We start from the raw sequence: 14,093 nt of genomic DNA, 5'->3' as shown, positions 1-14,093 counted from the left end.
AACACTTCCATATGTTTATTTATAAATGAGTGACAACGTTTTGAATACTATCTCAGAGCCAAATGCAATACAATTGGCAAGCTTTGGTCAAAATTATGGAGAATAATATGTCAGGGATGAACCCTCTCAGGTACGTTAAGTCTTGCCCACTTCTTTTAGCGGTCTGTTTATTATTTCTACAAGGTTGTGCGGGGCAAGTTAATATGCTACCAACATTGAAAGAAGACGTCCCTATTAGCGAACAAGATGGAATTGTTGTCGCTCGAATCATTAACGCCTCTGGAGTTGCCCTGCCGTTTAATCAACTCACAATTAACCCGGAAAACTTGAACGAGTCTAAATCCATAAAACCGGAACGCCTCCTTGCGGATCGACCAAAGCTAAATGGTACAACGGTATTTGCCTCTTCTGTCAAACCAGGGAATTACTCTATTAGTAGTATTCGGGCGTTCTATTCAAACGGTAATGGATGGTACAGCCGTTTCGTAAGTGCAGATGAGAAGCTGGGGACCTTTTCAGTTACGCAGGGTGAGGTCACTGATCTTGGTACTTTGATCTATTACCCAAAGCCACAAGGTGACAGATACCTTGACCTTTTGATTCGCGCGCCTGAATCAAAAGAAGGGGAGGTAATTGCAAAGCACTTTCCATTCATAAAATACGATCCTCAATCAATCAACGGGTGGCATGTCGATGAAAATGATGAAGAGCGTGAGTCAGCTTATATATCCATTGCACAGAATCCTCTGACATACAACGAAGAGTATATTTCTCCTGATAATTCCATCTACTTTCTTGGAAAGGTCGGCGTATTTATGAAACGTACTCCCGACGGGGACTGGGAGCTTGATGCTGTTGACACCAATCATGAACTAACGGCTATCGCACAAAACAATCATGGTGATCTAGTAGTCGGGGGGAGTGAAGGCGCCCTATTCTGGCGCTCTGCTAAAGGGGATTGGCTAGACATATCATTGGAGCACAATACTCACATTGAAAACCTGAGACTTCTAGATACAGGAGAGATAGAACTTCTAGTTACTCGCGACTTTGAAGTGAATATTTATAGGGGAGTAGTAGCAAATTCACAAGTAAAGTGGAAACTTTTGAATCAATACTCCTCAAGATCAGGTCAAGGATGGAAGCATATTGCGGAAGTAAAAATAGGGGAAATGAAAGCCCACACTAAAAGTGACCAACATATATACAATACAACTATTTTTGAATTCAACGGCCAGAATTACATAATTGTCCGTGAGCAATCAACGTATGGAAGTATTATATTTTCGCCAATCAATAGCGAAATCTTCATCTATGATCCTGAAAGTTGGATGATTGAAAAAACAGTAGATGATTTTGACCTAAATGCAATTGTTGACGCAGGCGCAGTTCAGTTAGGTGTCGAGGAAGCTGGCTTCTGGTCCTGGACAGGAAAGCCAACCTATTACAAAATTGATAAAAATGGCAACCAGGATAAAATAACTACGTATATTAAAGAATGTAAAGAGAGTAAATCTTCCAGAAATCGCTGTATAAATAGAAATTTCACATTTCGATCCGTTCCCTGGTTCTCAACTGACAATGAAGCCGTTGCGATTGTTGGTTTTTCACAAAGTAACTTTTCCGGTAGGAATCGTGAAACAGAAAACAGAATCTTGACAACAACGGATGGCGGAAAAAGCTGGATATCTACAGACAATAAACCACCTACAGACTATTGTACCTCTATAGTTCCTCTGGTTGCCGATCGTTTATTAGTTTCCTGCGATGGTGCCAATGGTGATTTCTATGAATCGACCGACTTAGGGGCCAGTTGGAACCAGGTAAGACAACAAGATAATTTCTAGAAAAAATAAGGTGGATACAAGTATCCAATGTATCCACCTTATTTTGGCTATAAAATCTACTAAAGAATGGTCTCACTACAATAGAAAAAATGGTTATTTATAGCTCAAATTTCTGTAAATCTTGCAGTAAAATGCCGTAGAACTTGTGGCTCATACTCGAAAGTTAACCCCCGCAATTCATTGGCCCGCGAGCTAAGTTCAATAATCGCATCTGCTACATAATCCATATGATCATTTGTATAGACTCTACGTGGAATAGTAAGCCGCATTAATTCTAGATCTGCTTTCTTTTGTTCACCGGTATCCGGGTCCCGCCCAAGAAGTAAAGATCCAATTTCCACAGCCCTGATTCCCGCTTCTAGATACAGCGCATTGGTTAACACCTGTGCCGGAAACTGCTCTGATGGAATATGGGGAAGAATCTTCGATGCATCTACAAAAACCGCATGCCCACCTGTGGGATATTGAATGGGTACTCCAGCAGATCTCAATCGCTCTCCCAGATAGGCCACTTGGCCAATTCGGTAGTTCAAATAGCTCTCATCGGCAGCCTCATAGAGCCCCCGGGCCAGCGCTTCCATATCGCGACCAGCCATCCCTCCGTAGGTCACAAAACCCTCCATAGGGACGCAGCGGGTTTGTACGGCTTGAAAAAGTTCCTCATTGTTTCGAATACAACAAAGGCCACCAATATTTACCATAGGGTCTTTTTTTGCGGACATTGTCAACATGTCCCCATATTGATACATCTCGCGAATAATTTCTAAAATCGATTTTTCTTGATACCCCTCTTCCCTTTGCTTTATAAAGTAAGCATTCTCGCAATATCGAGCCGAATCAATTACCACTGGGATATCATACTTAGTAGCAATTTCATAAACTGCCTGCATATTTTTCATGGACACAGGCTGACCACCAGAACTGTTACAGGTCACAGTAGTTATAATCGCACAGACATTGTGGCTTCCGTGCTCCTCAATAGTGGAAACCAGGCGTTGTAAATCAAAGTTACCTTTCCAGTCGTATGCTGTCGTGGTATCAAAAGCACGTTTATCTACCACATTAATTGCTTTTCCACCATTTAACTCTATATGCCCTGCAGTAGTATCAAAGTGATAATTTGAAATAAATACAGGCTCCGTCCCTCCACGCACTTGACGCATACGCTCAATCAGAGCAGGAAACAAAATTTGTTCTGCTCCACGCCCCTGATGTGTAGGAACAACCAATTTATACCCGAAAAAATGCTCTACTGCATTGCACAAATTGTAGTAGTTTCGGCTACCGGCATAGGACTCATCACCAAGCATCAAACCCGCCCATTGATTATCACTCATTGCACCAGTACCTGAATCTGTCAATAGGTCAATATAGACATCATCACTGCGCAGTAAAAACGGATTTAATCCGGCCTTATTGAGTGCAACCTCCCTATCTTTATAGGTTGTCATCTTGATCGGCTCAACCATTTTTATACGGAAGGGTTCAGGGATTCGCTTCATCACAATTATCCTAATAGTATCTGCCCTACTGCAGGCAATAACAATCCAATTATTATAAGTAGAGTAATTAGCATAAGTCGAAACAAGACCGGATTATATTTCAATTAAAATTAAGTCCTGTATAACATCTAAAAACTGTAAAAATACATCAATGGACTTTGTCCAAATACTGAGATTTAAGCTCCTTTGTCAAAAGACTGTAAAATATTATGGACCCTTTAGGTTATCTAACTTGCACTTATCACCAGGCTCTTAGATTCCCGAAACGGAAACTTACTCCGAATTTATAAGTAACGAGATAAAGAATCATACCTAACAATAGTATCACCTACATTCAAAACACTGACAAATAGGGATTTATACCAAGCGGGGCTAGAAATGCCTAGCTTACAAATGAGGCAAAAGATACTAATTAGATTCACACCTATCAGCAACCATTTTTTCACCTCACCGTCCTTCGCAAGATAGCCCCCTCCTTTCTCAAAACTTATACCATATTTCGAATAAAGTACAGAATGATCTTTGCGTTCGATGATGGGCTTTAGGTGGGTTGGCTGGACATTGCATACAGTAAAACTATCAAATAAGTTGTGGAAGATATCATAAATATCACCAAAAACTTAATAATCCAAACTGTGAACCTATACACAAATTTATTTAACTTAGAGCTGAACTCAATAGATGTAATAGAGCCAAAGCCCCAATTTGACAGTCTTACCCCCTGTATAGCTCCTGAATCAAATTTAATTATTTGGGGAATTAGTGAATAAGACAGGCGATGCGGCTATTTATTTTAGTGTGGTGACACAAGGATCTAAATCATAAGAATGACGAGTGGAGTTATCGTTCCATATATGCCCTTTACGGATTGAAACTATATGTTTTGGAAAATAAAAAAGCCGCACACTGGAGAAGTGTGCGGCAAAGCTTGGAAGCCTATGGGAGAGGCATGAGGTTAAAAATCGTACGCGAAGCTAAGCTTGATATTGCGCGGTAAGATGTAGCGGACATTAGACGCTAGCGGATCGCGGGGATCACCTTCGGTGATACCATCTTCATCAGTTAAGTTGTCCACAGCCAACTGGACAGTAATATCATTGATATAAGCCACCGCACCCAGGTCAACTTTTGTATAGGCTGGCAAAGTTACTTCATTGTTGCTTCCATTAAAGCGATCACCTACCCGACTGATATCGGTATACATAGCCATATCAATGTCATTCAGTGTGAAATCATAATTCTGGCTCAGGCGCACCTGGTATTCAGGCTGACGCATAACCTGGTTGCCTTCATATTCACCACTCGTGATTTCTGGCTTTTGTAGGGTAGTATTTAACCCAAAGGTAAAATCTCCCCAGTGAACTTTACCGTCCAATTCGAGACCAAGCGCCTCAGTCTCCAAACGAGTACAGGTACTGCTGCCAATGATACAGTCAGGCATGCCCTGGGTTTCGTTGTAGAACAGCGTCGCAAAGAGGGAGTAATCTTGCTCCTGTAATTTATAACCCAGTTCGTATTGCTCAATGTCGATCACAAGATCAGACCCAGCAATGAAGCTGTCACCAAACTCTCGATAGTTGTCAAAGTCTGCGAATTTAAAACCGGAGTTTATACGGAAGAATGTGCCCATATTTTCGGCAAATGCCCAGTCCACTGCCGCAGTGTAGGCAGTACCATTTTCGTCTGCTTTATAGGTGGTAAAATTACCGTCACGTTCGCCATGATCCACGGAGTAATTGGTTTTCCGGTTTGCGGAACGCACTCCCAGATCGAAAGTGAAATCTCCTAAGTAAAACTCGCCGGCAAGGTAAAGCGCGTTTTCACGGGCATCACCCACAGCATCCACATCATATTTCCAGTCACAAGTTGAGATATCGGCGGATGTATTACAGGCAAGGTCTCCTGTGAGCTCAGAGCCATCTGCAGCTCCTGTGATCAGCTCCCCATCTTGACCCAATACATAGTATTTCTGGTTACCCAGGGACCACCATTCATCAACTTCCCAGCTAGAGGTGTAATAACCGGCAGTTACCTTAAAGTTATCCCACTCTTTTGCCAGGCTAATGTCATTTGTCGTAGCCTCGATATCTTTGCGTACTACCCAGGCACCAAACTGCTGTACCACAGTATCGCCACTAAGTTCGTTTCCAGAGGCGGTTACTACTGCTTGGTCAGTAAGAGAATTTAGCGATACGGGCGCACCATTAGGAACAAAACCCAAAGTATCAGCGTTACCTGCGGTAAGTCCAAAGCGTTCGGTGAGACTCCAGCCATCGCCCAGGTCTAGCTCCAGATAAGCACCGGCTACATTACCATTCCACCCGCGCCCTTCGCCCATATCGAAAGTTTCCCAGGTAGTTTCTGAGCCGCCATTACCGTCAGCCTGAGTGATAGGTACAGAAACCTTGCGATTACTGGGGCCTACCTGGGTGTAATCTGTTTCCAGAAATGCAGCATTGGGCAAATACCAGGTACCAGTATCTTTTGTATCCCGGATGTAAAAACCCGCTTTGCCGTTATCCATCTCTTTGGTGATGTGCAGGGTAAATTGATGCCCTTCTTCCGCATCAAAACCCGCATCGCGAATACCCGGGGAGGAAGATACGTAGCCCCCGATCATGTAATAAACATCATCTGCGAGCTTACCAGTCATTAGGGCATCTGTTCGCTGCAGATCATAGTCAGATAAAGTGTACTTAAAGCGCCCCTCAGTCTCTTCAGTACCTTCTTTTAAGATAAAGTTGGTAGTCAGACCTGGCTGGCCATTGGAGAAAACCGGATTAGGTCCACCGCGTAGAGCTTCCACTCGCTGAATAGTTTCATCGACACGAAATAGAGAAGAGTTTTCTAAAAATGAGAGTGTTGGCGCTGGATACAGAGGCAATCCGTTCATGGATACCGTGACAAAGGGAGCATCACTACCGCCGGGGAAACCGCGAACATCGATATTTGCCCCAGAAACACCGCCAGAGCTCTCAACCCACAGGCCTGGAACGGACTTCAACAGGTCTGCAGTACTTGAAGGAGAGGCTTTGCTAATCTCATCATCACTTAAAGTTGTGATAGAAAAACTGGCATCCAGCTTACGCATGCCCGCACCGCCTGGGGTGCCAGTTGTGATGACTTCCTCCATCACCATATCGTTTTCAGGGCTAATTTCTTGGGCTGCGGCATAGCCGCAAAGACCAACGGAGAGCGCGGCCATGGATACGGCCTGCGCCAATGGTTTCTTGCTCATCAACTCTTCCCTCTCGTCGTCATTCTTATCTGTTCTGATACTTCGGTGCTATTTTTATAAAGCTTTATGCAATCGATTGCATAAGGAGTTGCTAAACGCTACTTGATGCACCGTGCTTTAACTATAATGTGCAAATGCAATCGATTGCAAATTGAATTAATGGCTAGATTTGAGTGACTAGTCATTCGTTAGACCTTCGCAGATCAAGAATTGAGGGGTAGGGGCAGGTTTTCTGCCATTGGTAGAAGTTCATATTTGGAAACTACACCCGGATGTTCTTAGATTTAGTATGTAGGGCTGTCCAAATGTGGCGCCAAATTATTGATTCTAGAAGCATTCGACGATGAGTGGTTCCATGTAAGTGCCAAGCGGCCAGGAGAGTTATCATGGAAAAAGGCAAGTGCCAACAGGCGGAGCATCATTCACATACCCATAATAGCCACTGTGGCCACACAGCCATTCGCCATGGGGACCATATCTGCTACCTCCATGACGGCCACCTACACCATCACCACAAAGACCACTACGACGAGCACGTCTTGGAAGTAAGCACCCAAAACCCGGAGGGTTGCCACCCTGTTACAGGGGGCTATGACAGCTCCCATGTCCACGGCAAAAACTGTGGCCATGAGCAGGTTCCCCACGGAGATCATGTTGACTACCTGGTTAACGGGCGGCTTCATCATGTTCATGGTGATCACTGTGATGACCATGGGCCGGTCGAACTGGCTAAACATCAGTAAGCCTGCTAGCCAAAACTTGGCGAGGCCAAGATTTATAGCAACCCAAAGTTCTCTGGGCGCCGATCACATAAGCTGAGATTTTATTTCTACTGACGGCGCCCTTTAATGTGCAGATCATATTTTAGCCGCTATCTATGCCTATGCCATTAAATAAACTTCTTCGAATTTGAGGCTCAGATCAATTCATTAACACTAAAGACTTTTGCATTAAAAACTCCTGAAATAAAAATCTCTAGGCAACTTATTGAAAGCTCCACCGAAGAGAAAGAAAAGTACATTGGCCAACCTGTTTTCTAGTGCTGAAGACGAAAGTTGTTGCCAAGCAATTCCTTTTTGGTGAGATCTTCTAAAAAGCGGCCATCCTTTTGTTCAACACAAGGGGAATTATTAAAGGAGATCTCTTTGGTGATCTGGAAGTAAAAGACCTGGAAATGAAAGCCGGCGAATGCCTTATTTCTCACCCCAAAATATTCACTCATCTTATACAAACACATCAAAAGATAAATCTCGATTTTCGTTTGCCAGGAGGTATACAGCTAATCACGTAAAAGTTGCTCCTTATGGCAAAGACAACATTTCAACCATTAAGGACTTGCTGGAATTCACATTGCAATATTCAGGTGTTTGGCAAAGATTCTTACGACTACAATGAAATCCTGGATGATGATGAAGATGATGAGTCTACTTCAGAATAGATATTCCCCCTCTGCTATGGGGCAATTAGCAGTAAATCATTATTTCGGTAAGTTTGGTAATATAGTTTAAAGAAATATAAGTAATGTAGCTTCCTCTCAATATCCTAAAAAACTAGTGGCAGCACTAGCTTGAGCAGTCCTCCACACGACACTTTATCTTTAGCACTAAACTGTATATATTTCGACGAATATAGAACTTATGACCAAATCATGATGGAAATCGAAGAAGTAGCCAAATCACTCAAAGAGCTGGGACACCCAACCCGCTTGTTGATCTACAAAAAAGTAGTCAAAGCTGGCCTACCGGGTATTCCTGTAGGCAACATCCAGGAGCAGTTAGATATCCCCGGATCAACCCTTTCCCACCATATTTCCAGTCTGATTTCGGCGGGATTGATCTTCCAGCGGCGTGAGAGCCGAACCCTTTTCTGCGTAGCCGAATATCAGCACTTGATTGAGGTTATTCAGTTTTTACAAGATGAATGCTGTCACGATGATTTCAATACACCGATAAAGTGTCCTGATATCAAATGTGCAATACCGGATCAGCACTGAACGATGCCGCTCTTACTTTGGGCGACCTCAATCGATGGCGTCCGAACTTTCCTCTCTTCACCCCGATGGGTACATTTAGGCCCTAAATTCTGCTTTAAGTACCGCTAGAATGACCATTTACAGAAATAGCCAGCTTTAGTTGGCTCCCTTCCCTTGATACCTTTCTTAGATACCTCGGAAATAACTCGAACACACACCTTTACTTAACATCCATATTTCCATTATTCTAGAAATTTCATATCATCTGAGTTGTGTACCCCAGCACACAAAGGCCAGAGGAAACCATGAAAAAGAGCCAACCAAACGCCATTCAGGCAGCCAATGAAGCGGTAGAGTGGGGGCTTGCCCATGGCTTAGCTTTCAAATCTAGTCGTGGCTCAGCGAGCCATGTTCCTTTTAGCCTTACCCCGAGTACTATCGCCCTGGAACGGTTTGAGACGTTAAAGAAAGCAGTACCCCTATTGGGAAAGCTGATACATCAAGTCTCAGAAGATCACCAATTTCTTCACGAAGCTATCAGGCCTGTTGCACATGGAGACCCGTTTTTCGGTGCCTTACTCGCCATGCATGGTCAAATAAAAAATGCGCCCCGCCTCCCCCTCCTGATTATGAGAAGTGACTTTATGGACGATGTGAGCCAAGGACCAAAGCTCATTGAGTTCAATGGAATCGCAGCAGGAATGGGGCCCTTCGGGCAGCGTATTTACGAGTTGCACCAATTCATCCGCTCGCAAAGTCCTGAGACCTATTCCGATTGGTCCAATACTTCGAACGGCCAACCTATAGAGAACCCAGCAATTGAGCGACTCTCCCAAGGCCTTGCCGATGCGACAAGAGCCATCAAAAGCGAGTTTGGAGATGGTGGCAGCCCAACATTTCTAATGGTGATACAGGAGCATGAAGACAATGTCTTCGACCAACACCTTCTTGAATATGCCTTAGCTGAAAAAGGCATTCGTACGGTACGAAAGACCTTTCGCGAACTCAAAGCGGGCCTGGTAACAGGCCCCAACAATAGGCTCTTGCTGCAAGGAATAGGCCCTGTAGATTGCGTGTATTTACGAGCCGGCTACAACTACTGTGATTATGTCGCCAAAGACCTGGATGGCGAGCGCTGCTGTGAAACACTGATGCAATCGCGAATTTTGCTTGAGAGCCATCGGATCGCAATTAATGCAACCGTAAGCCAACAACTGGCTACCAGCAAACGTGTACAAATGATCCTTTCGTCCATGTCAGTAGAAATGCTAACCGGATTCAATGTATCCCGGGATGAAGCGGTTTTAATCAAGTCATTACTTGGCGACATGCAACCAATTTCATCAGAAAAGATAGAATGGTTCGGTCAGCAGAACGCCTCCAAGTGGGTCCTCAAAAATCAGGGAGAAGGCGGCGGGCACTGTGTCTTTGGCCAGGATATCAAGCTGAAACTCAAACAGCTCTCAGTAGACGAATACCCTGCCTGGGCACTAATGCCACGCTTGAGCCCGCCCCCTAGAAGCAACCCCGCCCTGGTAGTCAGAGACTCTGAATTATATTTAGTAGGCGATTTAATCAGTGAAATAGGTATGTTTACAGTTCATTTCAATGGTCAACCAGCTACTTCAGAACAAGGTTTTGCCGGCTACTTAGTTCGAAGTAAATCCTCTCAGGAAATGGAGGGTGGCGTGCATAGTGGCAAGGGCGTTTTAGATTCACTGGTATTCAATATCGCATGACAATATCACAAGCATTCCGTAAAAGGGTCTCTTGGCACCATAAATCACACTTCAAAGCGGATGAAAATACATTAACAAAACCTATTATGGCTATTCGTTACATGATATAGATCATATTGTAGAGGCGCCTAAGGTCCTTGCTCCAAGGATAGAACCAAACCACCACTCATGTAGTTCGATGAAAGCACATGGCGCTGAGGAACTATCCCATCATGATAAGGGATTTTATATTGCTGGTATTAAATCCTATGGTCGGGCACCTACTTTCCTAATGCTGACGGGATATGAGCAGGTTCGCTCTATTGCAGATGAGCTGGCAGGAAATTATCAAGCTGCTCGCAGGCTGGAGTTGAATTTTCTTGGGGATGACACCAGTATCTGCCAGAAAAATGAAAACCGTGTTTGCGCTAAAGAATCAGCAGCATCAAACTGCTGCTAGTAACACAGAATGCCCCAACAGGTCCTAAATTTGGCAATCAATAATCCTAGCAATTGATTACCAAGACCTGGGCCAATAATACCCCCCTTTCTCCCATAGATCATGTCGTCTTCCTCGTCCTAGGATACACTCCAAACTATTGCGCCAACAGGCGGTTCAGTAATTGCCTAGTATTAATGAACGAATAATGACACCTAAAACAGGTTCATGACAGATTCAATATTGACCCCAAATTTTGCCTGACAACCTCTTAACCGCAGGAATAAATCGGTGAGCGATACACTAAAAAAAATGTTCAGAGGAATGAGCAACCTGGCGGACACTGCTAATTTTCCAATCTCAAATATTCAGCACCTCAAAATATTAGCTGGAGTCACAACAATACTACTTTATCGAGTATTCATCCTACCCTGGCAGAAAACTAAAAAACAAAAGCTATTAGAAACACTTGATCAGCTAAAAGACTTAAAGATAAACCTACCAAGAAAATGGTCAAATGCAGGGGGAGATGACAACTTTTTTCTCAGCGATGGAGACCTCTCGTTTTTTGAGCAGAATGGATATCTCCCCCCTTTCCAAGCAATTGACAAAAAGGGGGCCGAACAACTGAAGGCACTGGCCCTAGAGGAGTACGACAGTGATTTCCAGGGTACTTGTTATTTGGGGAAGCACATCCCCCAAATAGAGAAGAAACATGGACGCTGGTCCATAGACTATGCGGGACTGTACCAAGCACTGCGACTTAAGCCATTTCGGGAGTTGATCCGAAAGCCCCAAATATCCCAACGTCTCGCCAGCCTTCTCGGACATGAAGTTTTGTGTTGGCGCAGCCAGTTCTTTCATAAATTACCAGGAACCGACGAAACCCCTTGGCACCAAAATGCAACTTTTAGAGAGGCCGGGAAATATGCGAAGTTACAACCTACTCAAGAAACTTCTCCAGCAATAATCCAACTAAATGCTTGGGTTGCTCTCACAGATTCCACCCCCGAAAATGGATGTTTGCGGATACTGGCAGGCTCCTTTACCGACGCCAGAATCGACTATCTTTATAATTTTACGCCCAATAACAAGATATTCTACTTATCCTTACTACCCCTGTCGCCAGTTTATCTATACCACGCAGTAAAGGTCGCTTTTTATGGAAGGACGTTTAACAAAAGTGCTCTTGTCCTATTTACTGCTCTCAAGTTGATTGGAGAAGATTTCTTTGACCAGTTCGAAGTAAAGGATATTAAGATGAAGGCTGGAGAGTGCTTGATTTTCTCATCATTAAACATGCATGCCTCATACCCAAACAGCAGTAAGACTCAAGGGCGATTTTCCTTTGTAGCAAGATGCACTGCTAACCACGTAAAAGTAGCCCCTTATGGCAAGGATATGTATTCAACTGACGAGGGTTTAATTGAATATGATATTCCCGACGTCAGCACTTTCCAGGTCTACGGCAATGATACCTATGGCTACAACAAAATCCTTAAAGAATAACCAACCACCTATAGCTTTGTCAGGTTTTGGATATAGGCATGTCGCACTGTAGGGAAAGTTACAATTAGCTTTGCCAAAATACGAACCAATCCAATATTCACCCAGGCATTTGAACTAATAATTCGCCTAATAATTTCCGTCTTCCGGATAGTCGCCGCACCTATTTTATGCCTCTCATCAGAATAACTATCTACTGTGCCGTTTATAATGGCATCAACCGCAGCTATCGCATCGGCAATACCCAGGTTCATACCTTTACCACCTACCGGAGAATGGCAGTGAGCGGCATCTCCCACTAAAAGTACGCGCTGGGAGCGATAACTTTTCGCCTGGCGAATGGAAATTTGAAAACTACCGGAGCGGCGGATATTACTGATGTTTAACGGTTGATGTAAGGCTGCTAATGCATCTGGCTGGGTAGCAACTACTCTTAATCGCTGCTTCCCCATGGGCAAAACAATCGTAAATTGATTGCCGGGCTTCTGAATATCTACACTAATCAAGTCAGGGTCACACTTCTCCTCTGTGTCCACATCAGCAACCCCCCAGGGTTGTGGCAAATCTATACCCGGAAAGGGAATGCCCAGCTTTTCACGCATTGTTGAATGAACGCCGTCAGCAGCAATTAACCAGTCAAAGCATTCGACACTACCGTCAGACAGGGTGACTTCCACTCTGTGCTCACTAGAGTCCACCTCAGTAGCGGCAATACCGTATTCAACTACAACACCCTGCGTGAGCAGAGCGTCCTTCAAGATCTCCTCAGTGCGATTTTGCGGTAACCCAAAGCCCACATACTCTTTATATGCATCGCCCCGGTTGTCCAAAAATAACAGCGGCCTACCCGCTTGAAGATATTGAACTTTGCAGAGTCGCATCGCCTCAGAGACCAAATTATCTGAAACACCAACCTTAAGAAGGCGCCTGATGGTGCAGGGAAAAATACCGACTGCCCGAGAGAGTTCACTGGGCTTGCTACGGCGTTCAACTATTCGGCATTTGATTCCATAGAAAGACAAAGCACAAGCTGCCGCCAACCCCGTTGGACCCGCACCAACCACTAACACCCGGTCTATATGGCTCACTGGTACCATTGCACCCTGTCGTAGAACTCACTTCTATTGTAGAAGCCAGGGAAAAAGCAAGGCACGGCCATCATAGAAGTAAGCTCACCTGCTGTGATAAAATCGCAATTTCAGGGCACCCCTCATATGATCGACCTCAGTATTTTACCCGCCTTCTTGATCGCAGCGATTGTTCTAGCGGCCTCCCCTGGTCCTGACCTACTGTTAATATCTGCTTACTCTTCGGCTCGCGGATTTACTGCAGGAGCAATGATCTCATTGGGCATTTTTACTGCCGGGATGGTGCAAACGGCGCTAGTTGCTCTCGGACTCGGACATATTATGCAGACGATGCCTCTGGTAGCACTGGTAGTAAAACTGGTAGGCGCCGTATATTTAGCTTGGCTTGGATTGTCACTCCTTCGCAATTGGCGTTCAAATAAAGTGACAAAAAATAACCAACCAGATACCGTGGTTCTGTCGGCAACACAGCTGATCGCCCGGGGCTTACTCAATAACCTAATGAACCCCAAAGCCCTACTTTTCTTTAGCCTTTTCCTGCCTCAATTTACCGTGCCATCCCAAGCAATCACGACCCAAATCCTTGTATTGGGCGTACTTTTAAGCATTACAGCGCTGGCTTTTAACACCCTGGTATCTCTATCGTTTAGCAAGCTGGGAAAATCTCTTGCTACACAGGCCAATATTCAGCGGCACCTGGATGGTTTTCTTGGAGTTATTTTCCTCGGCTTGGCCTCTCGCCTGGCTTTTGACCGCTGATTTTTTATAGTTTTATGGACGACA

At 44.3% G+C, this 14,093-nt stretch carries 10 protein-coding genes; 7 read left to right on the top strand and 3 right to left on the bottom strand.

The window, feature by feature from the left end; translation table 11 throughout:
• The first annotated feature begins 62 nt into the window (after positions 1-62).
• Positions 63-1,847, top strand: a complete 1,785-nt coding sequence (locus tag ACJJII_RS16115) for a WD40/YVTN/BNR-like repeat-containing protein (RefSeq protein WP_444916921.1) — start codon at positions 63-65, stop codon at positions 1,845-1,847.
• Between the two features lie 104 nt (positions 1,848-1,951).
• On the opposite strand, the gene ACJJII_RS16110 is transcribed toward ACJJII_RS16115, so the two are convergent.
• Together ACJJII_RS16110 and ACJJII_RS16105 are read right to left on the bottom strand one after the other, a co-directional pair.
• Positions 1,952-3,349, bottom strand: a complete 1,398-nt coding sequence (locus ACJJII_RS16110) for a tryptophanase (RefSeq protein ID WP_444916920.1) — start codon at positions 3,347-3,349, stop codon at positions 1,952-1,954.
• A 955-nt stretch (positions 3,350-4,304) separates the two neighbouring features.
• The gene (locus ACJJII_RS16105) at positions 4,305-6,587 is read right to left on the bottom strand and encodes a TonB-dependent receptor (RefSeq protein ID WP_444916919.1); all 2,283 of its coding nucleotides are present in this window, start codon (positions 6,585-6,587) and stop codon (positions 4,305-4,307) included.
• Positions 6,588-6,973: 386 nt separating this feature from the next.
• Here ACJJII_RS16105 and ACJJII_RS16100 point away from each other — a divergent pair, with 386 nt between their 5' ends.
• The 5 genes from ACJJII_RS16100 to ACJJII_RS16080 all read left to right on the top strand — a co-directional run bounded on the left by ACJJII_RS16100 (position 6,974) and on the right by ACJJII_RS16080 (position 12,225).
• Positions 6,974-7,330 (top strand): hypothetical protein, encoded by a 357-nt coding sequence (locus ACJJII_RS16100; protein ID WP_444916918.1) that lies wholly within the window; start codon positions 6,974-6,976, stop codon positions 7,328-7,330.
• A 905-nt stretch (positions 7,331-8,235) separates the two neighbouring features.
• Complete coding sequence (locus ACJJII_RS16095; RefSeq protein ID WP_444916917.1) at positions 8,236-8,580, top strand: ArsR/SmtB family transcription factor; 345 nt, start codon at positions 8,236-8,238, stop codon at positions 8,578-8,580.
• Between the two features lie 284 nt (positions 8,581-8,864).
• Entirely contained in the window at positions 8,865-10,298 is a 1,434-nt protein-coding gene (locus ACJJII_RS16090; RefSeq protein WP_444916916.1) for a hypothetical protein, read from the top strand.
• Positions 10,299-10,476: 178 nt separating this feature from the next.
• On the top strand, positions 10,477-10,737 hold the full coding sequence (locus ACJJII_RS16085) for a hypothetical protein (RefSeq protein ID WP_444916915.1): 261 nt from the start codon (positions 10,477-10,479) through the stop codon (positions 10,735-10,737).
• A gap of 270 nt (positions 10,738-11,007) precedes the next feature.
• Positions 11,008-12,225: a phytanoyl-CoA dioxygenase family protein gene (locus tag ACJJII_RS16080; protein WP_444916914.1), complete on the top strand. Its 1,218-nt coding sequence runs from the start codon at positions 11,008-11,010 to the stop codon at positions 12,223-12,225.
• A gap of 8 nt (positions 12,226-12,233) precedes the next feature.
• Here ACJJII_RS16080 and ACJJII_RS16075 read toward each other — a convergent pair whose 3' ends face one another.
• Positions 12,234-13,310 carry an FAD-dependent oxidoreductase gene (locus tag ACJJII_RS16075; RefSeq protein ID WP_444916913.1) on the bottom strand — a complete coding sequence of 359 codons (1,077 nt, stop codon included), beginning with the start codon at positions 13,308-13,310 and terminating at the stop codon, positions 12,234-12,236.
• A 126-nt stretch (positions 13,311-13,436) separates the two neighbouring features.
• Between ACJJII_RS16075 and ACJJII_RS16070 the strand changes: the two genes are divergently transcribed.
• Positions 13,437-14,069, top strand: coding sequence for a LysE family translocator (locus ACJJII_RS16070; RefSeq protein ID WP_444916912.1), 633 nt, complete (start codon positions 13,437-13,439; stop codon positions 14,067-14,069).
• Positions 14,070-14,093: the final 24 nt, after the last annotated feature.

It is taken from the genome of Microbulbifer maximicatervae (SeqCode) (genome assembly GCF_052467825.1).
The sequence above is the reverse complement of the archived record's forward strand: the minus strand, read 5'-3'. Positions and strand labels throughout refer to the sequence as shown.

Excerpts from the sequence above, each read along its gene's own strand:
- ACJJII_RS16100 (WP_444916918.1), top strand. The coding sequence starts at position 6,974 with ATGGAAAAAGGCAAGTGCCAACAGGCGGAGCATCATTCACATACCCAT.
- ACJJII_RS16105 (WP_444916919.1), bottom strand. The coding sequence starts at position 6,587 with ATGAGCAAGAAACCATTGGCGCAGGCCGTATCCATGGCCGCGCTCTCC.
- ACJJII_RS16070 (WP_444916912.1), top strand. The coding sequence starts at position 13,437 with ATGATCGACCTCAGTATTTTACCCGCCTTCTTGATCGCAGCGATTGTT.
- ACJJII_RS16090 (WP_444916916.1), top strand. The coding sequence starts at position 8,865 with ATGAAAAAGAGCCAACCAAACGCCATTCAGGCAGCCAATGAAGCGGTA.
- ACJJII_RS16085 (WP_444916915.1), top strand. The coding sequence starts at position 10,477 with ATGAAAGCACATGGCGCTGAGGAACTATCCCATCATGATAAGGGATTT.
- ACJJII_RS16115 (WP_444916921.1), top strand. The coding sequence starts at position 63 with ATGCAATACAATTGGCAAGCTTTGGTCAAAATTATGGAGAATAATATG.
- ACJJII_RS16095 (WP_444916917.1), top strand. The coding sequence starts at position 8,236 with ATGATGGAAATCGAAGAAGTAGCCAAATCACTCAAAGAGCTGGGACAC.
- ACJJII_RS16110 (WP_444916920.1), bottom strand. The coding sequence starts at position 3,349 with ATGAAGCGAATCCCTGAACCCTTCCGTATAAAAATGGTTGAGCCGATC.